The 23,023-nt window shown below is 60.1% G+C and carries 25 protein-coding genes and 1 tRNA gene; 17 read left to right on the forward strand and 9 right to left on the reverse strand.

The annotated features are described in order from the left end of the window. Nucleotides 1–134 precede the first annotated feature (134 nt). From EOI86_RS04935 to EOI86_RS04960, 6 genes are read right to left on the reverse strand one after another with little or no spacing between them, the layout of a single operon-like run. Nucleotides 135–1,031, reverse strand: a complete 897-nt coding sequence (locus EOI86_RS04935) for a DMT family transporter (protein WP_127763997.1) — start codon at nucleotides 1,029–1,031, stop codon at nucleotides 135–137. Further along, entirely contained in the window at nucleotides 1,028–2,449 is a 1,422-nt protein-coding gene (locus EOI86_RS04940; RefSeq protein ID WP_127763998.1) for a M20/M25/M40 family metallo-hydrolase, read from the reverse strand. Before EOI86_RS04940 ends, EOI86_RS04935 begins: the two co-directional genes overlap by 4 nt. Then, nucleotides 2,446–3,183 carry an SDR family NAD(P)-dependent oxidoreductase gene (locus EOI86_RS04945; protein ID WP_127763999.1) on the reverse strand — a complete coding sequence of 246 codons (738 nt, stop codon included), beginning with the start codon at nucleotides 3,181–3,183 and terminating at the stop codon, nucleotides 2,446–2,448. Before EOI86_RS04945 ends, EOI86_RS04940 begins: the two co-directional genes overlap by 4 nt. Then, nucleotides 3,180–4,229: a ketopantoate reductase family protein gene (locus tag EOI86_RS04950; RefSeq protein ID WP_127764000.1), complete on the reverse strand. Its 1,050-nt coding sequence runs from the start codon at nucleotides 4,227–4,229 to the stop codon at nucleotides 3,180–3,182. The genes EOI86_RS04945 and EOI86_RS04950 overlap by 4 nt, the downstream gene beginning before the upstream one ends. Further along, the gene (locus tag EOI86_RS04955) at nucleotides 4,229–4,945 is read right to left on the reverse strand and encodes a creatininase family protein (RefSeq protein WP_127764001.1); all 717 of its coding nucleotides are present in this window, start codon (nucleotides 4,943–4,945) and stop codon (nucleotides 4,229–4,231) included. Before EOI86_RS04955 ends, EOI86_RS04950 begins: the two co-directional genes overlap by 1 nt. After that, complete coding sequence (locus tag EOI86_RS04960; protein ID WP_127764002.1) at nucleotides 4,942–5,505, reverse strand: MarR family winged helix-turn-helix transcriptional regulator; 564 nt, start codon at nucleotides 5,503–5,505, stop codon at nucleotides 4,942–4,944. Before EOI86_RS04960 ends, EOI86_RS04955 begins: the two co-directional genes overlap by 4 nt. 131 nt (nucleotides 5,506–5,636) lie before the next feature. On the opposite strand from EOI86_RS04960, the gene EOI86_RS04965 reads away from it, so the two are divergent. From EOI86_RS04965 to EOI86_RS04985, 5 genes are all read left to right on the forward strand, one after another. Beyond that, complete coding sequence (locus tag EOI86_RS04965) at nucleotides 5,637–7,226, forward strand: ABC transporter substrate-binding protein (protein ID WP_127764003.1); 1,590 nt, start codon at nucleotides 5,637–5,639, stop codon at nucleotides 7,224–7,226. 71 nt (nucleotides 7,227–7,297) lie between these two features. Beyond that, nucleotides 7,298–8,269, forward strand: coding sequence for an ABC transporter permease (locus EOI86_RS04970; RefSeq protein ID WP_127764004.1), 972 nt, complete (start codon nucleotides 7,298–7,300; stop codon nucleotides 8,267–8,269). Continuing rightward, a complete protein-coding gene (locus tag EOI86_RS04975; protein WP_205032065.1) occupies nucleotides 8,266–9,156 on the forward strand; it encodes an ABC transporter permease in 891 nt (296 codons plus the stop codon). Before EOI86_RS04970 ends, EOI86_RS04975 begins: the two co-directional genes overlap by 4 nt. Further along, entirely contained in the window at nucleotides 9,153–10,127 is a 975-nt protein-coding gene (locus tag EOI86_RS04980) for an ABC transporter ATP-binding protein (protein WP_127764005.1), read from the forward strand. The genes EOI86_RS04975 and EOI86_RS04980 overlap by 4 nt, the downstream gene beginning before the upstream one ends. After that, a complete protein-coding gene (locus EOI86_RS04985; protein WP_127764006.1) occupies nucleotides 10,127–11,131 on the forward strand; it encodes an ABC transporter ATP-binding protein in 1,005 nt (334 codons plus the stop codon). Before EOI86_RS04980 ends, EOI86_RS04985 begins: the two co-directional genes overlap by 1 nt. 122 nt (nucleotides 11,132–11,253) lie before the next feature. Here the strand turns inward: EOI86_RS04985 and EOI86_RS04990 are convergent. Further along, nucleotides 11,254–11,328 (reverse strand) — tRNA-Thr (locus EOI86_RS04990). A gap of 276 nt (nucleotides 11,329–11,604) precedes the next feature. Between EOI86_RS04990 and EOI86_RS04995 the strand changes: the two genes are divergently transcribed. The 10 genes from EOI86_RS04995 to EOI86_RS05035 all read left to right on the forward strand — a co-directional run bounded on the left by EOI86_RS04995 (nucleotide 11,605) and on the right by EOI86_RS05035 (nucleotide 19,749). Beyond that, entirely contained in the window at nucleotides 11,605–13,206 is a 1,602-nt protein-coding gene (locus EOI86_RS04995; protein WP_127764007.1) for a sulfotransferase family protein, read from the forward strand. 3 nt (nucleotides 13,207–13,209) lie between these two features. Further along, nucleotides 13,210–13,482 (forward strand): hypothetical protein, encoded by a 273-nt coding sequence (locus EOI86_RS05000; protein ID WP_127764008.1) that lies wholly within the window; start codon nucleotides 13,210–13,212, stop codon nucleotides 13,480–13,482. Nucleotides 13,483–13,655: 173 nt separating this feature from the next. After that, nucleotides 13,656–13,814 (forward strand): hypothetical protein, encoded by a 159-nt coding sequence (locus EOI86_RS24590; RefSeq protein WP_193555768.1) that lies wholly within the window; start codon nucleotides 13,656–13,658, stop codon nucleotides 13,812–13,814. A gap of 16 nt (nucleotides 13,815–13,830) precedes the next feature. Further along, nucleotides 13,831–14,385 (forward strand): dCTP deaminase, encoded by a 555-nt coding sequence (gene dcd / locus EOI86_RS05005; RefSeq protein WP_127764009.1) that lies wholly within the window; start codon nucleotides 13,831–13,833, stop codon nucleotides 14,383–14,385. 274 nt (nucleotides 14,386–14,659) lie between these two features. Continuing rightward, nucleotides 14,660–15,940 carry a UDP-N-acetylglucosamine 1-carboxyvinyltransferase gene (murA, locus tag EOI86_RS05010; RefSeq protein WP_127764010.1) on the forward strand — a complete coding sequence of 427 codons (1,281 nt, stop codon included), beginning with the start codon at nucleotides 14,660–14,662 and terminating at the stop codon, nucleotides 15,938–15,940. A gap of 32 nt (nucleotides 15,941–15,972) precedes the next feature. Next, complete coding sequence (locus tag EOI86_RS05015) at nucleotides 15,973–16,440, forward strand: DUF2948 family protein (protein WP_161973703.1); 468 nt, start codon at nucleotides 15,973–15,975, stop codon at nucleotides 16,438–16,440. Between the two features lie 204 nt (nucleotides 16,441–16,644). After that, nucleotides 16,645–17,790, forward strand: a complete 1,146-nt coding sequence (locus tag EOI86_RS05020) for a homogentisate 1,2-dioxygenase (protein WP_127764012.1) — start codon at nucleotides 16,645–16,647, stop codon at nucleotides 17,788–17,790. 58 nt (nucleotides 17,791–17,848) lie between these two features. Then, nucleotides 17,849–18,868 (forward strand): fumarylacetoacetate hydrolase family protein, encoded by a 1,020-nt coding sequence (locus EOI86_RS05025; RefSeq protein WP_127764013.1) that lies wholly within the window; start codon nucleotides 17,849–17,851, stop codon nucleotides 18,866–18,868. Nucleotides 18,869–18,907: 39 nt separating this feature from the next. Beyond that, the gene (locus EOI86_RS05030) at nucleotides 18,908–19,273 is read left to right on the forward strand and encodes a hypothetical protein (protein ID WP_127764014.1); all 366 of its coding nucleotides are present in this window, start codon (nucleotides 18,908–18,910) and stop codon (nucleotides 19,271–19,273) included. Between the two features lie 65 nt (nucleotides 19,274–19,338). After that, on the forward strand, nucleotides 19,339–19,749 hold the full coding sequence (locus tag EOI86_RS05035) for a WapI family immunity protein (protein ID WP_127764015.1): 411 nt from the start codon (nucleotides 19,339–19,341) through the stop codon (nucleotides 19,747–19,749). Between the two features lie 134 nt (nucleotides 19,750–19,883). Here the strand turns inward: EOI86_RS05035 and EOI86_RS24940 are convergent, their stop codons facing one another. Next, nucleotides 19,884–20,300, reverse strand: a complete 417-nt coding sequence (locus tag EOI86_RS24940) for an Imm32 family immunity protein (RefSeq protein WP_420810083.1) — start codon at nucleotides 20,298–20,300, stop codon at nucleotides 19,884–19,886. A gap of 207 nt (nucleotides 20,301–20,507) precedes the next feature. Here EOI86_RS24940 and EOI86_RS05040 point away from each other — a divergent pair, with 207 nt between their 5' ends. Beyond that, entirely contained in the window at nucleotides 20,508–21,182 is a 675-nt protein-coding gene (locus tag EOI86_RS05040) for an acyl carrier protein (RefSeq protein ID WP_127764016.1), read from the forward strand. Between the two features lie 36 nt (nucleotides 21,183–21,218). On the opposite strand, the gene EOI86_RS05045 is transcribed toward EOI86_RS05040, so the two are convergent. Continuing rightward, nucleotides 21,219–22,406, reverse strand: a complete 1,188-nt coding sequence (locus EOI86_RS05045; protein WP_127764017.1) for an NAD(P)/FAD-dependent oxidoreductase — start codon at nucleotides 22,404–22,406, stop codon at nucleotides 21,219–21,221. Between the two features lie 191 nt (nucleotides 22,407–22,597). On the opposite strand from EOI86_RS05045, the gene EOI86_RS05050 reads away from it, so the two are divergent. Next, on the forward strand, nucleotides 22,598–23,023 hold the full coding sequence (locus EOI86_RS05050) for a TerB family tellurite resistance protein (protein ID WP_127764018.1): 426 nt from the start codon (nucleotides 22,598–22,600) through the stop codon (nucleotides 23,021–23,023).

A 23,023-nucleotide genomic window follows, 5' to 3' on the forward strand; every position in this document is an offset into this window, starting at 1 on the left:
CCTCACTAGTCGGAAGAACAAGATTCTAACGGCGGCACCGTTCTATACCGCTCCGAAGGAATTTTTACTGAATTCTTGGCTGACGGGCTGAATGGTCCGCCGGCCTATTTCCTCATGCAAGCAACAGGGTTCCGTTATCGCATCGGGGCCGATAGGCCGCGTCGTTTCGGTTCTCCCCGTCGCACGGCGAGCGCGCTGAAGACAATGACGGCAGTGCCGATCAATGCCTCGACAGTCGGCAGTTCTTGGAACATCAGGAAGCCGACGAGGATGGCGAAGGCGATGCGAAGATAGGGATAGGGCGCGAGCGCGGATACTTCCCCGACCCGATAGGCCTCGACCGTCAGGATCATGCCGATCGTTCCCAGACCGCCCGATAGAAATAGCATCCCGATCAATTCCGGCGCCAGCGGACGCCATTCCTGGATGACGCCGGGCAGGGCGCCCAACGTCGTGATCAGGCCGATATACAGCATGATGGTCGGTGTCGTCTCGCTGCGGGTCAGTACTCTGTTCTGGAAGACGAGCGCCGCGGCGGCCATGGCCGCCACCAGCCCGTAGACGAAGCCGAAATTGAAATCTGCGGCGAACAGGTTTTCCGGCCCCATCGCCAGCATCACGCCCGCAAAGCCCAGCAGCGTCAATGCCCATCGCCCGGCGGAGACATGTTCCTTCAGCAACGGTCCTGCCAGGACGACGACGAAAAGCGATGTGGTGAAGGTCAGCGTTGTGGCGACCGCGATATCCAGGCTCTGGAAGCTGCGATAGTAGAAGAACCAGCATAGCAGGCTGGTTAGGCCGCGGATTAGATGCAGGCCAGGCCGGGCGGTTTTCACAAGGCTTGGCCGTGTCGCCAGGATCCAGCCCAGTACAATGATCAACTGCACTGCCGCCCGCGCAAAGACGATCTGACCGTTGGCGACCTCCCCACTCAAGAGGCGGACGACGGTGACTTCGCCGGTGAAGACGGCGGCGGCAATCGCCAGCAGCAGCGCGCCGCGTGTATTGTTGACCGATAAGGGGGCGCTCATTTTTGGCGATAGGGCAAGTATTGGTCGGGCGACTGCTTTCCGATCCTGTCCAGAATGGTGATCCAGGCGCGAATGCCATCGTCGATGGCGGAGACGCGAAGGAATTCGTTCGGCGCGTGGAACTGTTCGTCGGCGGTGGAAAAGGAAAACATGATCGTGTCGATACCCAATTCGCGTGCGACAAGGTCCGACAAGGGCAGTGTCGCGCCGATGCGGACACGGACCGGCTTCTGACCGAAGGTTTCGAACAGGGCCTCTTCCGCTGCCAGCAGCAGCGGGTGCGCCCCGGGGACCGCATAGGCCTTTGTCCACCCGCGGTCCGCCGTGAAGGTCAGTTCGATGCCAGGCGGCACCAGCGCGGCGATATGGGCCTTTACCGCGTCGCGGATTGCTTCCGGCTTTTGGCCTTGCACCAGACGCATGGTGATCTTGGCATGGGCCTCGTTCGGAATGACGGTCTTGCTGCCGGCACCCTGATAGCCCCCCCACATGCCGTTCACTTCCAGCGTCGGGCGATCCCACAAACGCTGCAGGGTCGTGTATCCGGATTCACCTTGTTCGGCGGCCCCGACCGCGCCCGCCCAGGCGGCGCCGTCGAAAGGAATGGCGTGGAGGTCGGCTTCGGTCGCGGCGTCTGGCATGACGATATCGTCATAAAAGCCGGGCACGGTCACCCGGTTGTCCGCGTCATGCAGGGCGGCGATGACCCGCGCCATTTCATGCAGGGCGTTGGGTACCGCGCCGCCATATCGGCCGGAATGCAGGTCCAGATCGGCGGTTCGCAGGGAAAATTCGAGTCCGCCATTGCCGCGAGAACCGACATTGACGGCCGTCAGGTCCGACCGCCAGCGCGCGCCATCGGCGGACAGGATGGCATCGGCCGACAGCAGGTCGGCGTTCCGCTTCAGGATATTGGGCAGGGAAGGGGACCCGGTTTCTTCCTCTCCCTCCAGCAGGATCTTCACGTTCAGGGGCAACCTGTCCTGAACGGCGATATAGGCGCGCATCGCTTCAAGTGCGATCAACGTCGGACCCTTGTCGTCGGAAATGCCGCGCGCGTAAAGACGCCCGTCGCGTTCCTGCATGTCGAAAGGCGGGGTGGTCCAGCGGTCCAGTGGGTCCGGCGGCTGCACGTCGTAATGCCCATAGATCAGCATGGTCGGCGCGCCGTCGGCTTTCAGCCATTCGGCATATAAGGCAGGGTGTCCGTCGACGCCGCCATCCAGTTCCCGGATGCCGGAAAATCCCATGCCGGTCAGCAGGTCGGTCAGGAAAGACCTTGCCGCCGCCATGCCTTCCGCATAGGCCGGGTCCGTACTGACCGATTGGCAACTGAGATAGGTTTTCAGGCGGGTGTGAAAAACCTCACGGCCGGCCCGGCTTTCCGCCAGAACCTCCGCCAGTGGATCGGTGTTCATCTATGGCCCCCGTCGACGGACAGAATCTGTCCGGTGATCCAGGAAGCCTGGTCGCCGACCAGGAAGGCGACCGCGTTTGCGATGTCTTCCGGTTGGCCCAGACGGCGCAGATGAATGTTCTCGACCAGCGCCTTCTGGCCGTCCGCGCCGTAGCTTTCCCATTGCCGCTGGGTGGCGTCGTTCGACAGTACGAAACCGGGGGCGACGGAATTGACCGTGATGCCGAAAGGCCCTAGTTCCAGCGCCAACTGCTTGGTCAGGCCGACCAGCGCGTGCTTGGCGGCGGTATAGGCCTGGATCTTGGTCAGACTCGGCTTCAACCCCGCGCCGGAGCTGATGGTCACGATGCGACCCGCGCCGCGTTTTTTCATGGCGGGCGCGAACATCTGCGCCAGGAAGAAAGCGCTGTCCGTATTGGCGGCGAAAATGGCGCGCCAGTCGTCTTCCGCGACATCCTCCACCGGATGGTGGACCTGACCGCGGACACCGCCCGCGGCGCTGACCAGCACCGTCGGCGCGCCCTGGTGCTTTTTGATCGTGTCGGCAAGGCGCGCCACATCTTCCCGGTTGCCCAGATCGGCCGCATGGCCGGGCAGGCCCAGTTCGGCCTGTGCCGCCTCGAAAGCAGGGCCCGGCATGTCGGTCACGACCACATCCATGCCATCCTGCCGCAATCTGCGCGCGATGGCGGCACCGATGCCGCCCACCACGCCGGTAACAAGCGCGAGGGTCATGCTGCCGCAGTCCCCCGCAGGACCTTGTCCAGTTCCATGAAGGTGTCCTTGCTTTGCGGCCTTTTGCCGTCTTCGATCTCGTGGATCAGTTCCACAAGCCGGGCCAGGACGGGGACGTCCAACCCGTGTTTTGCGGCGATCGTCACGATGATGCCGATCTGCGGGTCGACCTCCGTCCGGCGTTTGCGCACCGCCAAGTCGCGCCAGATTCCCGAATGGGTCTTCGCGGTCTTAGAGGTGAACGCCGCCAACGCGGCAATCGAGGCCCGAGCTTCGGCATCGCCCGCCGTATCGCTATAGGCGGCCGGGTCGAAGCCGTTGAAGCCGCGCGGTGGGATATTTTCGGCCTTGGCGACCTTCATGACTTCCCGCCCCAGTTCGATCAGCACCGGTACCCGGTCGGGATCGGCGAAATTGGCCGACATGCTGTCCGGCGTCAGCGCGGTTGCGAAAAGCTGCGCGCCGTAGCCAAGTTTACCCCAGAGATAGGACCATATGTTTTCGGTCAGAACCGCATCGGGCTCGAAGACCTTCAACAGGTCGAACATCTCACGGGTTCTGTCACGGATGCTGCCGTCGATTTCGCCGACCACGACCGCGCCGCGATTCCCGAACAGGATCCGGCCCGGCCCTTGCCAGTCGCTGCCGTAATTGACGAAGGCGCCCATCGTCCGCTGTGGGCCGGCAAGTTCAGCGATCAGATGCTCGTTCAGACCGTTCTGGGCGGACAGGATGTACCCGTCGTCTGCCAGATGCGGCAGTAGCATCTTCATCGCGGCTTCCGTTGCCTGCGCCTTCACCGCAAGCACCACGCGCCGGAAGGTGCCTTTCACCTGGTCCGGCGTGGCTGCGGGCACGGCTTGGATGAATTCCTCGACTGGTCCTTCGATATGCAGGCCTGTTTCATTGCAGGCCGCGACATGGGCCGCGTCGATATCGACCAAAAGCACCGGATGGCCGGCGCGCGCCCAATAGGCGCCCAGAATTCCGCCGATGGCGCCGGCGCCCCAGATCAGGATCGTGTCTTCTTGCCCGGCCTCCGTCATCACCGGTTGTCCCAGTTCGGCCAGGGGCCTTCGATGGCCTCGCGGGTTTCCTCGACACCGGCATTCCAGACTTTCATGACCTGATCGTCCGGCATTTGCCAAGGGCCGCCGAAATTGCCGTCGCCCAACAGCTTTTTCGCGTCATGCGGGGCCGCCGCCTTCACCGCGTCCAGGTTCACGACGGGCTTTTCGCCTTCCGGGGCAGGCGCGTGGGGCAAACGGGTCCAGGGGAAGTTTTCCATCCAATTGGCATGGCTGCCGACAGGGTGGACGTCCTTCACCGCCTGCATGGTCTTTGGCGCGGCCCACCAGTTGTGCAGGCGGACTGAGATGTCGCCGTAATCGGCCATCAATTCCTGCGCCAGTGCGCCGATCGGGTTGTTGCCGCCATGGCCATTGACCATCAAGATATTGCGGAAACCGCTGCGGCGCAGCGACCCTATGACATCGCGCATCAAGCCCATAAGGGTTTCGACCCGTAGCGTGATCGTCCCTGGATAGGCGCTGAAATAGGGGGTCAGACCGAAAGGGATGACCGGATAGACGGGAACACCCAGCGGTTCGGCGGCTTCCCGGGCCACCCGTTCGGCCAGGATGACGTCGACGCATAGCGACAGTTGCGCATGTTGTTCCGTCGATCCGATGGGCAGGACGCAGCGTGGGTCCTTGGCGACCTGCTTTTCGACATCCATCCAGTTCATTTCAGCGATCATCATGTTTCGGTCTTCCCCGCTTCTTGTGGATTGAATGAGTCCGGTATCTCGTCGGAAAGGGGTGCGCAGTTCAGCACGACCTTCGCCAGCAGATTGGACAGGGTTTTCAATTCGTCTTCCTTCAGGCCGTCCAGCATTTCCCGTTCACGCATTTCGAAGACGGCGACGGTACGGTCGAACAGGGCGCGCCCGTTTTCAGTCAGATACAGCGACTGATTGCGGCGGTCCGATTCGTCCTGCTCGCGATAGATCAGGCCTTCCTTTTCAAGCTTGGCCATGGCGCGCGACAGGCTGTTCTTCGGAAAGCCTGAGGAGTGGGCGATGTCCCTTGCCTGGCCGCCCTCGCACAGCGCGATGGAATAGATCACGACGTATTCTATGCGGCTGAGCCCTTCTGTCTTCTGCACCCAGCCATAGCAGGGGGTGTTATAGCGAAGCGCCAGATAGTTGAGTCGAAAGGCAAACGGGCAGGGATTGGTCCAAAGTTTGGCCTCGGTCATTTCATCCATTCCCGATACCCCGCCGCTTCGTCGGTTCACGACAAAGTCATTTGCAAATTGCATGTTTCCCACCCTCTTTTGAAACTTATTTAGTTCCATATAGAACTTGACATCAACACTATTCCGTACCACCGTCAAGCTTGTAAGTTCCATGTGGAACTATTTTGACACACACAAACTTGGACGGGGGAGCAATGAAAGCGAAACAATTGTTGGCATCCTTGGCAGTTGCCTTGGGTGTTGCAGTGTCCGCAGCAGGCGTGTCTGCGCAGACGCTCACGATGGGAGTCCGTGGTGGTCCGGAATCTTTGGATCCGCATTATTCGGCGTTGGGCAGTCATGCCGAAGCCGCCAAGCATATCTTCGACACCTTGGTCTGGTCCGGTGACGACCTGCAGATCGAGCCGGGTCTGGCGACGTCCTGGAAGCCGTTGAACGAGACGACCTGGGAATTCAAGCTGCGCGAAGGGGTCAAGTTCCACGACGGCTCCACCTTTGACGCGGAAGATGTGAAGTTCTCCATCGAACGCATTCCGGCGGTCAGCGGCCCGACAACGACGACGATCTATGTTCGCCGTGTCGAATCGGTCGAAATCATCGACCCTTATACGATCCACATCCACACCAACGGTCCGGCCGCCACGCTGCCCTACGACTTCGTAAGGCTGTTCATCGTCAGCGCCGAAGCCGCGAAGGACTACTCCACGAAGGAAACCGCCTCCGCGGGCTTCAACGGCGGTCCGGCCGCGGTCGGCACCGGCCCATACAAGCTGGTCAGCTGGGAGCCGAAGGGTGACCTTGTTCTGGAACGGTTCGACGATTACTGGCGCGGCAAGGGAGCCTGGGAAAAGGTCATCCGCAAGGAAATCCCGAATGACAGCGCGCGTCTTGCCGCTCTGAAGGCCGGCCAGGTGGACATCATCAACTATGTGTCCTCCGTCGACTATCTCGCCTTGCAGCGGGATTCCTCGGTCGATGCGGTCGTCGGCGACAGCGTCTACATCATGAACCTGCAGCTGGACCAGCGTCCTGATACGCCGAAGGTCTATGCCATGGACGGGTCCAAGCTGGCGGAAAATCCGTTGCAGAACCCGAAGGTTCGTGAAGCGATCGATCTTGCCATCGACCGTGAGACGATGGTCGACATCGTTCTTGAAGGGCTCGGCAAGCCGGCCAATCAGATGATGCCGGCCGGCTTCTTCGGATCGAGCGAAAAGATCCCCGCCCGCGTGCATGACAGTGCCAAGGCGAAGGCGCTGTTGGCCGAAGCCGGCTATCCGGACGGTTTCCAGATGGACCTGTATTGCACCTCCGACCGTCTTCCGGGCGATGGCGCGATCTGCCAGGGCCTGGGCCAGATGTTCAGCCAGATCGGCATCAAGACCAACGTCAACGCCATCTCAAAGACCGTTTATTTCCCGGCTCAGTCGCGCCTGGAATATTCCGTCTTCATGAACGGCTGGGGCACGCTGACCGGTGAAGCGTCCTATACGCTGGGTGCGCTGGCGCATTCCAACGACCCCGACGTCAAGATGGGCGCCTTCAACCGCGTCGCCTATAAGAACGAGAAGGTCGACGAGCTGATGGAAAAGGGCGCGATGACGCTCGATGCCGATGCCCGCCGTGCGTTGTATGAAGAGGCGATGGAACTGACCATGGCCGACCGGGTCTACATTCCGGTTGTCCAATTGCAGACCGTTTGGGCGACCAAGGCCGGAAAACTTAGTTTCCCGCCGCGCTTCGACGAAGACACGCTGGCTTTCTTCATAAAGCCGAAGGGTTGAGTCACAATGGCTGGGGAGGGCGTTTTCCTCCCCGGCCATAATTTTCAGATTAAGTCAGGGCTCGATCCGTCATGCTGGGGTTCGTCATTCAACGCCTGATTCAGGCCAGCCTGGTCATGGCGGCGATGTCCGTTATCGTCTTCGTTGGGGTCTATGCCATCGGCAACCCCATCGAAATCATCATTCCGCCCGAAGCGACGCAGGAAATCCGCGAAGCGACGATTCGTAGCCTTGGCCTCGATCTGCCGCTTTGGAAACAGTATTTCATCTTCGTCGGTAATTTGACGGAGGGCGATTTCGGGCGCTCCTTCATTTATAACCTCCCGGTTCTTGAGCTGATTCTGGGTCGATTGCCGGCGACGCTCGAACTGGTCTTGATTTCCGTCATCTCCGCCACGGTCGGCGGTGTGGTTCTTGGCATTTATGCCGGGTACAGACCTGACAGCATCATCGCCAAGACGATCATGGCGGTCTCTGTGCTGGGCTTTTCCGTCCCAAGCTTCTGGGTTGGGCTAATCCTTATTCTGACATTCGCCGTCAATCTCGGCTGGCTTCCGGCTGGCGGACGGGGCGAAACCGTCTCGCTGTTCGGCGTGCAATGGAGTTTCCTGACCTTCGACGGTCTGTCCCATATCGTGCTGCCGGCGCTGAACCTCGCCTTTTTCAAACTGGCGATGATGATCCGCCTGGCGCGCGCGGGAACGCGGGAAACCATGCTGACCGATACGATTAAATTCGCGCGGGCGGCGGGCATTTCCGAAGGGCGCATCCTGCGCCGTCATCTGCTCAAGCTTATTTCCATTCCGATCATCACGGTCTTCGGCCTTGAACTGGGGTCGACACTCGCCTTCGCCGTGGTGACCGAGACGATCTTCTCCTGGCCGGGCGTCGGCAAGCTGATCATCGACAGCATCGCGGTCCTCGACCGGCCTGTCATGGTCGCCTATCTGATCCTGACGGCACTGCTCTTCGTGCTGATCAATCTGACGGTCGATCTGGTCTTCGCGTTCATCGATCCGCGCATCCGCGCCAAGGGGGCATGATGTCAGCTTCGGATACCCAATCGCCGCTGCGCCTGTTCTGGCGGGAATTCTCGGAGAACAAATTCGCCGTCGGGTCCCTTGTCGTCGTCGTGCTGCTGGCCGTGGTCGCTTTCCTGGCGCCGCTGCTGGTGCCGCAGGACCCGTACAATCTGGAACTGCTATCGCTGTTGGACGCGCGCCGCCCGCCGGGCTTCGTGGGTTCCGGCGGTTATGTCCATGTGCTGGGCACCGACCCGCAGGGACGGGACCTGCTGTCCGCCATTTTCTACGGTTTGCGCATCTCGATCATCATCGGCCTTGCGGCGGGCGCGATCGCCCTGGTCCTGGGCACGATCGTCGGTATCTTCGCCGCCTACGCAGGGGGCTGGATCGAAACCGTGCTGATGCGGGTGATCGACCTTCAACTGTCCTTCCCGGCGATCCTGCTGGCGCTGGTGCTGGTGGCGCTGCTGGGGCAGGGGAAGGGGCAGCTGATCGCCGCGCTGGTCGCCGCACAATACGCCTATTTCGCACGCACTGCTTATGGCGCGGCCAAGGCCGAACGGCGCAAGGACTATGTGGAGGCTGCCCTCGCGACGCCGCTTGCCGGTTACAAGGTCGCCGTCCGGCATCTGCTGCCGAACTGCATGCCACCGCTGATCGTTGTCGCGACGGTGCAGATCGCCAATGCGATTTCCCTGGAGGCGACCCTGAGCTTCCTGGGCCTAGGCCTGCCGGTGACGGAACCGAGCCTGGGCATGCTGATCTCCAACGGCTTCCCCTATATGATGAGCGGCCGGTACTGGATTTCGGTCTTCCCGGGCATCGCGTTGATAATCCTGATCGTCGCCATCAATGTCGTCGGCGACCAGATCCGCGACCAGTTCAATCCGAGGCTCCGCAAATGACTCTTGTTCTCGACGTTCAGGACCTCTGCACCAGTTTTCACACCCGGGCCGGTGTCGTGAAGGCGGTAAACGGCGTCAGCTTCACCTTGCGCAAGGGCGAAGTATTGGGGCTGGTCGGCGAATCCGGGTCCGGCAAGACGGTCACCGGTTTCTCCCTGCTTGGGTTGGTCGATGCGCCGGGCCGGATCGATCGCGGGCGGATCGTCCTCAATGGGCAGGATCTTGTGGGATTGCCGGAACGCGAATTGCGCAAGCGCCGGGGTCGCGACATCGCCATGATTTTCCAAGACCCGATTGCGACCCTGAACCCGCTGTTGTCCATCCGCACCCAGATGACGATGGCGCTGGATGCGCATGCCTCGATGGGCCGTGCAGCAGCGGAAAAACGTTGCGTGGAGGTTCTGGAAAAGGTCGGTATCCCGGATCCGCGTTCGCGGTTGGACAACTACCCGCATGAATTCTCCGGCGGTATGCGTCAGCGCGTCGCCATTGCCATCGCGCTGTTGCACAATCCCTCGGTCATCGTTGCGGACGAACCGACGACGGCGCTGGACGTTTCCATCCAGGCGCAGATACTGCACGAAATGCGCAGTCTGGCGCAGGAGACGGGGACCGCACTGATCTGGATCAGTCACGATCTGGCAACCGTCTCCAGCCTCGCCACGCGACTGCTGGTCATGTATGCGGGCAGGGTGGTTGAAGAAGGGCCGACGGCCGAAGTCTTGAACAACCCGCGGCATCCCTATACGCGGGGATTGATCGACTCCCTGCCGGCGACTGCTGAGCCGGGCAAGCCGCTGAGCCAGATTCCGGGCACCACGCCCTCGCTGCTATCGCTGGGTCAGGGCTGCCCCTTCAAGCCGCGCTGCACTTACGCCACGGATATTTGTGATACGGCGCCGGCCCTGTCCGCCGTCACCAAGCGCGCCTGGCGCTGTCATCATCCGCTGGCCATGGAAGGGGCTGCCTGATGGATGCCTTTTTCGAAGTAGAAAATGTGGTGCGCGAGTTTCGCCCGCCGGTAACGCTTGGCGACAAGATCGCCGCCAGGCTTGGCGCCAAGGTGGAAATGCGGTCGGTCAAGGCGGTCAACGATGTCTCCCTCACCCTGGAGAAGGGCAAGACATTGGGGCTGGTCGGCGAGTCGGGTTGCGGGAAATCCACGCTGGGTAAAGTTGCCGCCGGTATCCTGGCGCCGACCGCCGGTACCGTTTTATTGGACGGCAAGCCGGTCATGACGGACGGGCGGAAGCAGACAACTCGCGTACAGACCGTGTTTCAGGACCCCTTCGCCTCGCTCGACCCGCGGATGAAGGTGGGCGACGCGGTGGCGGAGGGCCCGATTGAGCACGGCCTCGTCACGCGGGCCGATGCGCGCGCCTATGTGTTGGACTGGTTCGCCCGTGTTGGCCTGGATCCCAGTTATGCCAACCGTTACCCGCACCAGTTCTCGGGCGGTCAGCGGCAACGCATCGCCATTGCCCGGGCCCTGGCAATGCAACCGGACTTGTTGATCTGCGACGAGCCTGTGGCCTCGCTGGATGTCTCAATTCAGGCCCAGGTCATCAATCTGTTCCTGGACCTGCGGCGCGACCTGGACCTGACCTGCCTGTTCATCAGCCATGACCTGTCGGTGGTTCGCCATGTCAGCGACCGGGTTGCGGTCATGTATCTGGGGCGGATCGTTGAAGAAGCGCCGACGGAAGCCCTGTTCGAGGCACCGGCGCATCCCTATACGCGGGCTTTGATCGCATCCATCCCGAAACTGGTTTTGAATCGGGAAACGCTGGTGGAGTTCGACCCGATCGCGGGTGAGATCCCGTCGCCGCTGTCGCCGCCGCCCGGGTGTTATTTCGCGCCGCGCTGCCCCTTGGCCGCCGACCGATGCCGAGAGACCGCGCCCGACCTTCGAACGACCGAGAATGGGCGTCGGGTCGCCTGCTATTTTCCCGTCAGCACTCGTGGGGCAGATTGAGTAGATTGCAACGGGCCCATTCTTTGGATCGCCCAGGGGACTGCTATTCTGTGCATGAATAAAGCATGACAGTTGTCGCGAAAAATGCGCAATCAAAAAACATAAATAATTCAGTTGGATAGTGGTGCTGCAGCGGGGAATTGAACCCCGGACCTCTCCCTTACCAAGGGAGTGCTCTACCCCTGAGCTACTGCAGCGCCGATCGGGCCGACCGATAGTTTCCGGCGCGGGGTGGGCCGTTGGCCCGTGCCTCCCGGAACGGCGCGGTGTATGCCACAGGCTTTCCGGGCCTGCAAGCGTTGACGGCCCCCCCCGAGAACGTTTTCCCCGAGCCGACTGGCAAAGGGTTGGAGGCGGGCCCAGAATTGGTCCTATAGGCAGGTTGGGGGCAGGGTCGCAATGCGCCTCTGCCGTTGGTGGGAGAATCCGGTACAAGGGGGAGCGATGAACCTACCGAACGGGCTGGAAATCCAATGACTGCTTGGCAAAAAGCGCTGGAGGAGGGGGACCCACTTGGGGCCGCCGAACTCTCGTTCGCCGCCTATGCCGGCGGTGACCGGGATGCGGAGACAGCTGATTTCGCCTTTAAGGCCCAGTGCGGCACGGGGCGTTTCGAGGAAGCGCTGGAAATTCTGGCGGAAACGCCCACCGCCGCGCAATCGACAAGCAGTTTCGTTTCCCTGCTGAACATGATCGCCATGACCGGCGCAACCGAGCTGGTGGAGAAATACGGCCTTTTCCCGGTCATGGAAGCGAATGAGGGAACGCATCCGGGCATCTCGGAATTCGGCGTCCGGATCGCGGCGCAATGCCTGCGGCGGCGCCCGGATCATGCCGAGGCGCGGTTGTTCCTGCACACCGTCTTTCCGAAACTGATCGCGGGGGCGGATTGGAATCTGCTGCGCTGTGTCCTGGTACCGGTGTCGGATGCTGACCGGCAGTTGATGGTGAATCGGATAGATGGCGCCTTCGGCGGGGTTCCTTACCCGCTGGTGCCGGAACTCGCGCGCTTTTCTTCGACGGCCGTAGACAATTTGTGCGGTCCCGATATCCTGACCCGCCCGATGGAGGCGGTATTCTTGCCCCAAACCATCGTCTGGCGCATCGCGAACGGGGCCGCCCATATGCAAGTGGCGGAGGATCGCCCCGCCTCCCTGACCCCACCGGTCCTGAACCGGGAGCGAATTGCCGCCAATGTGCGGGCGCTGCAACGGGCGGCGCGCGACTTTGTATCGACGGCCCGGGACTATCCGTTCGACCGGTATGAAGGCTTTGGCGATGGCGTCCTTGGAAGCGGCGCGCCGGTGATCGTCCTGTCGACCGGCCGCGTCGGGACGATGGCCATGGAGGCCCTGCTGAAACGGTCGGACGGGTTGTTGCCCTTCCATGCGTTTAATCTGCATGTGGAAACAGGCGACCAGAATGCCATCCTTTACAAGCTGATCTCCGAGGATCCGGGGAGTTTCGAACGGGATATCGAATCCATCCTGCGCTATCGGTTCAGCGAATTCGCCTATTGCCGGGCAGCAGGCAAGATACCGGTCATCGTAAACCATCTGGACACGGTCCTGGCGCCCATCCTGATGGGGGCGTTTCCCGACGCACGGCTGATCCGCATGCACCGGGCGCCGGAAAAGACCCTTCTTTCGCTAGCCTACAAGAACCAGTTCGGGTATCGGCAGTTGCGCCATCTGAAGAGCCGTTTTGACAAGGACACGGGGGAGTTCGTCTTCCGGCGCGACCGGTCGCTCACGATCGAACAGGAATGCGCCTGGTACATGTATGTGACCGATCTATTGGCCGATATCTACCGAACCGAACTGGCCCGGCCCGGACGCTTCCTGGATTTGGACATGGAACAGGTCTTCGGATTGGCGGCGGGCGCAATAAGGCACTTGTCGGATTTCCTGGATGACCCGGCGATCACACCGGAAACCTGCCGGGACGTGTTTTCGCAACGGATCAACGAGAAGAGTTTTTATACCTTCGATCCGGTCCGGGGGGACCTTGCCCGCCTGGCTGCGGAATTGGAAAAGGCCTATACCGCCTTGGAGGGCGAGGGTGGTTTTGGTTAGGCCATGACGAGCGACTGGGAACAGGCGGCGGAGAGGGGCGACCTCGACATGGAACCCGCCGTCGCCCTGGATGGGCATGTTCTGGAAAATCTGGTGGCGTTCCTGGACAATCCCGGAATCTCTTCAGAGTCTTGCCGGGCCGTCTTCGCGCAGCGGGTGAACGAAAAGGCGCGTTACACCGTCGATGTGGCGAAGGCCGACCCGGCCCGATTGACCGAGGTCGCGCGTCATTGGTCCGTGGTCCTGGACCGTGAGGGCACCTTCCACTCGGCATGATTCGGGGATTGCCGGTGCCTGGAAACGGCCGGAGATATTCAGCACAAGCCTTGGTAGCGTGATTTATCCATCAATTTTAAGGGCTTGCGGTCTGTCTTGAGTCTTGATTGTGGGCCGTCTTGAGGTTGCCTGCCGGATACTCACAATGACCGTTGGACTGGGGCAATGGAACGATGTCGAACGGCAAGTCCGATAAGGGTGGCAAACCGGATCGCGATGAGCGGCTGGCGGCGCGTCTGCGCGAGAACCTGCGCAAGCGGAAGCAGCAGGCGCGGTCGCGGGCGTCGTCGGAGCCGGATGAGAAGTCCGATCCGCCGGGTAACAGTGATTAGGGATTAGGAGCACGTCATGGCGATTTTGCCCGACACATGGATTCGGGAACGCGCGTTGAAGGACAAGATGATCGAGCCCTTCGTCGACAGCCAGAAGCGCGAAGGCACGATTTCCTTCGGCGTCTCGTCCTATGGATACGATGCCAGGGTGTCGGACGAGTTTCGCATTTTCACCAATGTGGACAATGCGATCGTCGATCCCAAGCACTTCTCCGACAGCAGCTTTGTCGAACGGAAGACGGATGTTTGCATCATCCCGCCTAACAGCTTCGCACTGGCGCGGACGGTTGAGTATTTCCGTATTCCGCGCGATGTGCTGGTCATCTGTTTGGGCAAATCCACCTATGCCCGCTGCGGCATCATCGTGAACGTCACACCGCTGGAACCGGAATGGGAAGGGCATGTGACGCTGGAATTTTCGAACACCACGCCCTTGCCTGCGAAAATCTATGCAAACGAAGGGGCCTGCCAGTTCCTGTTCCTACAGGGGGCGGGCCCGTGTGAGGTCTCATATGCCGACAGGGCGGGGAAATATATGGGCCAGACGGGCGTGACCCTGCCGCGCCTTTAGTTTCCGGGCAGTCCTCGGTTGCCACGATCCGGACGGTCCCGATGGTCTCAATTTTGCCCAAATTGCTTGTTAAGTGCTGTGCCGGGAAATGAGTGAAATGCTTTTATGCAGCCGTGTGATGCCCCAATCATTTGATGCCTGGGCCGTCCTGCTGGACCGCGACGGTGTTGCGTAACCTTTAGAGAGTGCTATGGCCCCGGACGACAATCTTGTATCGCGTATCGAACGGCATCAATCAGAAGAACCATCGGGCGCACGTGCGCGGGAGGGCGGAATGGATCGCATAAGAATTACCGGCGGCAATCGCCTGAGCGGCAGTCTGCCGATCGCCGGGGCGAAGAACGCCGCCCTGCCTTTGATGGCCGCCGCGTTGCTGACCGACGAGACGCTGGAACTTCAGAACCTGCCCTTGCTGGCGGATATCGACACGCTCGCGAACCTGTTGGTGCAGCATGGCGTGACGCTGACCATGAAAAGCGTCGGCGTCGGCGAGGGGCACCGCAGCCGCAGTTTCGTGATGTCGACGCCGGAGATCACCTCCACCGTCGCGCCTTATGACCTTGTCCGGAAAATGCGCGCCAGCGTGCTGGTCCTGGGTCCGATCCTGGCCCGTTGCGGCGAGGCCAAGGTCTCCTTGCCGGGCGGCTGCGCCATTGGGACGCGTCCGGTCGATTTGCACCTGAAAGGGATGCAGGCCCTGGGCGCTGAGATCGAGCTGGACGGCGGTTATGTCGTCGCCCGCGCCCCCAAGGGGTTGATCGGCGACGAGGTCGTCTTCCCCTTTGTCTCCGTTGGGGCGACAGAAAACCTGTTGATGGCGGCGGCGCTGGCCAAGGGCGAAACCCGCCTGGTCAATGCGGCGCGGGAGCCTGAGGTGGTGGACCTAGCGCATTGCCTGATGGCGATGGGCGCGAAGATCGAAGGGGCCGGAACCGACGTCATCAAAATCCAGGGCGTCGACCGTCTGCATGGGGCGGTTCATCCGGTCATCGCCGACCGCATCGAAACCGGTACCTATGCCATGGCGGCGGCCGCCACGCGGGGCGATGTGGAATTGATTGGCGCACGGCCGGAAATGATCAAGAGCGTCGTCGAACACCTGACCCTGGCCGGTGTGACGGTGGAAAAGACAGATGCGGGCATGCGGGTGAAGGCGGATGAGATCCGGGGCGTGGACGTCATGACCGAGCCTTTCCCGGGTTTCCCGACCGATCTTCAGGCCCAGATGATGGCGATGCTGGCGACGGCGGACGGGGCCTCGATGATCACCGAGACGATTTTCGAGAACCGATTCATGCATGTGCCGGAATTGACGCGAATGGGCGCGAACATCAACCTGCATGGCCGGTCGGCCATGGTGCGGGGATCGCGCGACTTGAAGGGTGCGGAAGTGATGGCGACAGATCTGCGGGCCAGCGTCAGTCTTGTGATCGCCGCGCTGGCGGCAAAAGGGGAGACCGTGGTGAACCGAGTCTACCATTTGGACCGGGGTTACGAGCGCGTTGAAGACAAGTTGGCAGCCTGCGGCGCTGACATTGAGAGAATTTCGGGCTAAGACAATAGATGTGGGCCGGTCAGCCGGCCGGTGTGAGCAGAATAGGGGCGGTTTTGAAAGACGGGGACGATCATCTGCGCTTACGCGCGCAGGATCTGGAAGACCTTACCGTTATCGGGACGATGGTCCAGGACGCGCTGGCCCCGGCGGGGGACATGCGCCTGATCAAGGAGTCCCGGCAATTCGTCATCGTCATGAACCGCTTTCGCTGGGAAAAAGCCGGGGATACCGGTCCTTATTCGCGCATCCATTCCGGGCTTCGCTTCGATGGTGTCCAGCGGGTGCAGTTCCGGGGCATCGACTGGCACGACCCGGACAAGATCATGTCCTTCCTGACAATTGCCTATAATCGTGATCCGGATGGGGAGTACGAGACAATCGTCATCCATTTCGCCGGCGGTGCAGCTGTTCGGATCATGGTCGATACCCTGCAATGCGCCTTGGACGACCTCGGGGAACCTTGGCCGACCCAATGGAAGCCGGACCACGAACCGGACTAGGATCCTACCCTGAAAACTCAATGGAGTTTTGACGGCAACAGCTTCCCGCCACCGTTGCCCGATACCAGGAGGCTTGATATAGTTTCATTTGAAACTAATTCTGCGTCCTGGTCGGAATTCTCGTCCGGCCTGCACTAGTCGTGACCGGGCGCTAGGTATTGGGCGCTCGATGCAGGGCGCTAGATCGGGTGAGGGACAATAATCATGAAAAACTATATCTCGTTTCCCCGTATACAGGGCACTGCCAGCCGCCAGGCGCATGCCGGTCTGCCGGAAGGAACGTTCGAGCGTGAGTTGGGCAAGGAAGGCTTTTTCGGCCCGGCGACGCATATGTATCACGAACATCCGCCAACGGGCTGGACCGCCTTCGACGGCGATCTGCAGCCGCGCGCCTTCGACCTGACGCGGATGAACGAGGATCAGCCATCACCCTTCGACGCGCAGACGGTCCTGCACAACGCGCAGACAAAAATCCGTTTCTGGCGCGCGCCGAAGAAAATGGATCATCTGGCCCGCAACGCGGATGGGGATGAGCTGTTCTTCGTCCATGAAGGGGCGGGTGATCTGTATTGCGACTATGGGCATATGTCCTTCACGGCGGGCGATTATATCGTCCTGCCGCGCAGCACCATGTGGCGCATCGACTGTTCCGAACCGGTGACCGCCTTGCTGATCGAGGCGACGAATTCGACCTATATGCTGCCGGACAAGGGCATGGTGGGCCGGCATGCGATCTTCGATCCGGCAATGTTGGATATTCCGGAATTGGACGAAGCGTTTATTGCCCAGAAGTCCAACGGTGCGGGACAGGAAACCAAGGTGCGCATCAAGCGCGGCAACCGCTTGGCGACCATGACCTATCCGTTCAATCCGCTGGACGCGGTGGGTTGGAAGGGCGACCTGTCGGTCGTGCGGATCAATGTGAAGGATATTCGCCCGCTGATGAGCCACCGGTATCACCTGCCGCCCTCGGCGCATTCGACCTTCGTGGCCGCAGGTTTCGTCGTGTGCACCTTCGTGCCCCGGCCGTTTGAAATGTCGGAAGACGCACTGAAGGTGCCGTTCTATCACAACAACGACGACTATGATGAAGTGATCTTCTATCACGCGGGTGACTTCTTCAGTCGCGACAATATCGATGCCGGGATGATGACCTTCCATCCCTGTGGCTTCACGCATGGCCCGCATCCGAAGGCATTGAAGGCGGCGTTCAAGCCCAAGAAGGATGCCACGAACGAATATGCCGTGATGATCGATACCCGTTCCGCGCTGGAGGTCGGCGACCTTCCGGCCGGGGTCGAGAATACGGACTATGTGAAAAGCTGGGCGGGTGGCGGTTCCTACGAATAGGCCTGCCCCAAAACCGAAAAGCGTTTGACGACAAAATCTAAAGAAAAGAGTGAATGGGATGAAGCTTGCGACTTTGAAGACGGGCACGCGCGATGGCGAACTGGTGGTGGTCAGCCGCGATTTGACCAAGGCGGTGAAGGCCGAGGGCATCGCGCCGACGCTGCAGGCCGCGCTGGATGATTGGGAAACCATGGCACCGGCCTTGCAGGTCCTGTCCGACCGCGTCAATGACGGCACGGCCGAGGAGATTTTCGACTTCGATCCCGCCCGGGCGGAAGCGCCCTTGCCGCGCGCCTATCAATGGGCGGACGGCTCGGCCTATGTGAACCATGTGGAATTGGTCCGGCGCGCCCGCGGGGCCGTCCTGCCAGAAAGTTTCTGGACCGATCCGCTGATGTACCAGGGCGGGTCTGATTCTTTCCTGGGCCCGTACGAAGATATCCAGGCCGGCGATGAAGCCTGGGGCATCGATTTCGAGGGCGAGGTCGCGATCATTACCGACGATGTGCCGATGGGTGTTGCCGCCGAAGACGCGGGCAAGCACATCAAATTGCTGATGCTGGTGAACGACGTTTCCCTGCGCGGCTTGATTCCGGCGGAACTTGGCAAGGGCTTCGGCTTCTTCCATGCGAAACCCTCCAGCGCCTTTTCCCCGGTGGCGGTCACGCCGGACGAGTTGGGCGGTGCCTGGGACGGCGGGAAGGTTTCCCTGCCACTGTTATCGCATTTGAACGGCGACCTGTTCGGCAAGCCGAATGCGGGGGAGGACATGACCTTCACTTTCCCGAAGCTGATCGCCCATGCGGCGAAAACACGACCGCTCGGCGCGGGCTGCATCGTCGGCTCCGGTACCGTCTCCAACAAGCAGGATACCGATCACGGCTCCGCCATCGCCGATGGCGGGGTGGGCTATTCCTGCATCGCGGAAGTGCGGATGATCGAGACGATCAATTCCGGCGAGGCCAAGACCCCCTTCATGCGTTTCGGCGACCGAATCAAGATCGAGATGAAAGATGATGCCGGTGCTTCCATCTTCGGGGCGATCGATCAGCAGGTTGTGAAGTATGACGGTCCTTGATAGGGCTTAACTATACAAAAACAAAGGGATCGTTCGACCATGCCTGCATCCGACCGCACCGGCTTTATCGCGCTTCTGGAACAACTGCGTCAGGATGACGACGCGGCGGTGGTTGCCGCGGCCCGTGAAATCACCGCCCGCATGGACGCAAGCGGCCTGACCTGGGAAGCCCTGATCGTGGAGGCGGATGCCGAGGACGATGTTGATGACGGTGATACGGCCTTCGTGCCGGTCAGCGATGCATCCAGCGATGCCGAACTGATCGACAACCTGCTTGCCCGCGGCGACCTGTCCGAAGACACCCGCGAAGAATTGGAAGACTACAAGCAGGACATCGCCGAAGGCGAGTTCACCGAAGCCGACAGCCAGTATTTGCGGGCCTTGGCGAAGCGGTTGAGCGACTAGGGCAAGAACTTCAACTGCATTTTTTACCAAGTGATATCTCGTCGCAGGTGAGTTTGGACATTGGAATGGATGGGAAGACTGACAGCGGTGTTCAAATTGGCGCCGGATCATTCTTCGTGCGTCTGAGCCGTCGGAACGAACCTAGCGCCGACAATGGGAGCTCGTTGGCGGAGATTGAGGTTAAGGCTGGCCCGTTCACCGGCCTAGTTGCCGATGACGTGCTTTTCGGTGTCGCTGAGTTCTGCTCCGACCTTCAATCGCTCTATGACCGCCTCACCGGACGCGCAACGTTACGCAGTTATGAGAAGTTTGAGCTCATGGCCGAGGGCAACGGCCGTGGCGCGATCCATGGGCTTGTAGAGCTATATGGCTGTCACGATCCCCTCTCGAAATTGACGTTTGAATTGGACGTTGATCAGACATTCCTACCGGATCTCATTCGAAGTCTGAGGAAAGAGTTTCTAGAACCGCATTGATTTTGAGTTCTGTCGAGCGTGGCCGTTCTCAGAATTCGACAGCTGTTATCTGGAACTCCTGGCAAGCGGTTGAGCGGCGGGGCGCAACACAAGGTGCTCGCCGAGAGATCACTCAGGTTAGGCACGCAAGTCAACTAGCCAACGCACTCGAAAATCAGATGGCAGTTTGTGGGCTCTAACACTTGGTCGCCTTCGTAGTAGTCTAAGTGAAAGTGGTCTTGGCTGGATGAGTTGTGATCGAAGTAGTTTAATAGGCTATCTCCAATTATCCTTAGCGCGTGATTTGTACCTTCAAAGAACAGCGATTCAGCATTTGCTGACACTTTGACACGATCTGTACCCTCAGATCGGAGCACGATCACGATTGACGTGAGACTGTGTGGATAGAACTCATTGCCTGATGCAGGGAGTTCGAATTCTTGGGTCGAGGTCACGCTATTTAGAAGGGAGCCAAATGCTCTGAGGTCGGCAGCGGAACCGGAAATTGAAATTTCTGGCTCTTGTTGGTCACCGTCACAAGCGGCGCGAACTTGCGATATCATTCGTACCATTACATTCGACCTTCACGATGGACAGGCTCCACTCTAAACCACAGCCTCTTCCAAAAACTTCTCACTCGCCGGCCGCGATGGCTTGTGCCGTTCGAGTGGATGAAGGCCAACGCTGAAATTCGCATTACAAAAAGCTGCAAGTAGTCCTACACTGTTGTTCAGTGCAAAAGTACACACAACTTTTTTGTAAGCCTATCGGGGCGCGTGATGGTCAAACATTTGGGGCTTGCTGGTGACGGCGATGAATTGGACTTGGTTGACGATATTGAGGAGGCGTTCCGTGTTCGCTTCGCGCTGGAAGCTTTAGAAGCGGTCCGAACTGTTGGAGAGTTGTTTGAACACCTGGAAGATCGTCGGCCCAAGAATATTGATGCCGGGGGGCGTTGTGCTACCGCGATGTGCTTCTACAGACTGCGAAAAGCACTCCAGCCCTATGCAGCGGTGCAACTAAGGCCCGACACTCCTATCGAAGAATTGCGAGGAATTTCGGGCCGAAAGCTTCGGCAATTGATTTCGTCCGAAGATGGCCTGCAGCCTCCTATGTTTCACCTATCCAGAATTTCATGGGCCGCTTTGTTCTCCGCTATTGCGTTCGGGCTTCTTGCTCTGTTTGCTCATTGGCCTTGGTACATAGCTTGTTTGAGCATGATTTTGTTTTGCTTCCTGTGCTACATGGCGCCAATTCGACTGCCGGAGGACGTGAGGACTCTAGGAGACCTGGCGAAAATGCTAACAACAACATCGATTGGTAGCCTAGTTGAGCGAGGCGCACGATTGGGACGGGATGAAGCTTGGGACATCTACCTTGAACTGCTTGCTCGTCACACCGGTATTCCTAAGCAACTGATCATGCGTGATACTTACCTAATTGATGCTAGCTAGCTGCATCCGCGCTGGCGGAGGAACCGTTGGTGTGTGTTAAACCACCGCTTCTTCCAAAAACTTCTCGCCCGCCGCGATGCGATCGAAGCGGAAGGCGGATAGGTCCAGGGTTTCGAATTTTCCGGTTACGATGAGTTCGGAAAGGGCGCGGCCCACCGCCGGGCTTTGCTGAATGCCGTGGCCGCTGAAGCCGTTCGCGAAGAAGAGGTTGGTGATTTCGGGGTGCGGGCCGATGACCGCGTTGTGGTCGAACAGGTTCATGTCATACATGCCGGCCCAGAAGTTCACGACTTTCAGCGCTTCGAATTTGGAACAGCGTTCCGCCATAACGGGCCAAATCTCGTTTTCGAACCAGGCATGGTCGACCTCGAAATCGTCGTCTTCGACCTCCGGGTCGTTGTCTTCGTCCGGTGATTTTCCGCAAACGAAGTATTGTCCCTCCGGCCGCCAATAGACGCCGGTATGGTCGATCAGCAGGGGATGGCCCGGGATCTGTTCCTTGATGTCGACGACAAAGACGCTGCGCTTGCGCGGACGCACCGGCAGGTCGGCCCCGGCCATCGCCGCGACCTTGCCGCCGCGATACCCCGCCGCGTTGACGACGATTCCCGCCGACAGGGTTTCGCCGCCCTTTAGATGGACCGCCGTCACTTTGTTGCCGTCGCGGTCGATGCCCACTGCCTCGTCGTCGAAATAGGTCGCGCCCAAGGCGCGCGCCTTGCGCCGAAAAGCCTGTAAAAGGGCGAAGGGATCGATCCAGCCTTCATTCGCGGTGCCAAAGGAACCGAGCGAAATGCCTTCCAGGTTCAGCCAGGGAAATTTCACGGCCATTGCATCGGCATCGAGCAGCGTGACAGGCGCGTTCTCACGGTTCTGGATATCGTGGATTCGGCGCATACCGTCTTCCATCCCCGGCGTGCCCAGGAACAGATATCCCTGTTTCTTGAAGCCCACATCCGGGCGGTCGCCGTCGACTTCCAACAGATCGCCGATCTCGGCCAGGAACTCCGCGGTATATTGGGAGATCTTGATGTTTTCCGGCGTGGTGAACTGTTGCCTGACACCGCCCAGCGAGCGGGGCGCGGAGGCGTATTCATAGGTCTGGTCGCGCTCGATCACCGCGATACTGCCGGTGAAATCGGGCCGGTTGGACAGGAAATAGGCGATGGCGCTGCCGATCACCCCGCCGCCGATGACGACGACATCGAATGCCTTGCTGGTCATGAAAACGGATCACCATAAGAACGCGTGAATATTGGCTGCGGCGGGGCCGCCCTTGCCCACTCTAGGCGCGGTTTGGGGGACTTTTCCAGTCCTGTGACACCGGGGAAGCACATAAGTTTCCCTTCAGGGTTTCACCGGGACTTGATGTAGCATGAGGATTGCATTCTAGTACGCGTCGAGGAGCTTGTTTCATGTTCGAAAAACTTCGGGACGCAATACAGGAAGCCGTCGAACGGCACCGGCACCGCCCCTTTCTGGAAGCGGCGATGGCGGCCTGTGCGTATGTTGCCATGGCCGATGGCAGTATCAGTATCGGTGAGCGCGGCCGGGTGGACGACATCATGGAACATCTGGACCAGTTGCGAATTTTTGACCCTCACGAAGGGGTTGATTTGATGAATGAGTTCGCGGATGGTCTGCGCGACGACCCGAAGAAGGGCAAGAAAGCGGTGATGAAAGCTGTGGCGGAAATGGCCGACGATCCCGAAGCCGCTTATCTGGTCGCTCGCATGTGCATCGCCATCAGCAATGCCGATGCAGATTTCAGCCAGGTGGAACGGGAAGCGGTGATCGAGATCATCGACGTCCTGAAAGCGTCCGACAGGGTGACGATCTAA

The organism is Hwanghaeella grinnelliae, from assembly GCF_004005845.1.
GTDB classification, from domain to species: domain Bacteria; phylum Pseudomonadota; class Alphaproteobacteria; order UBA8366; family Aestuariispiraceae; genus Hwanghaeella; species Hwanghaeella grinnelliae.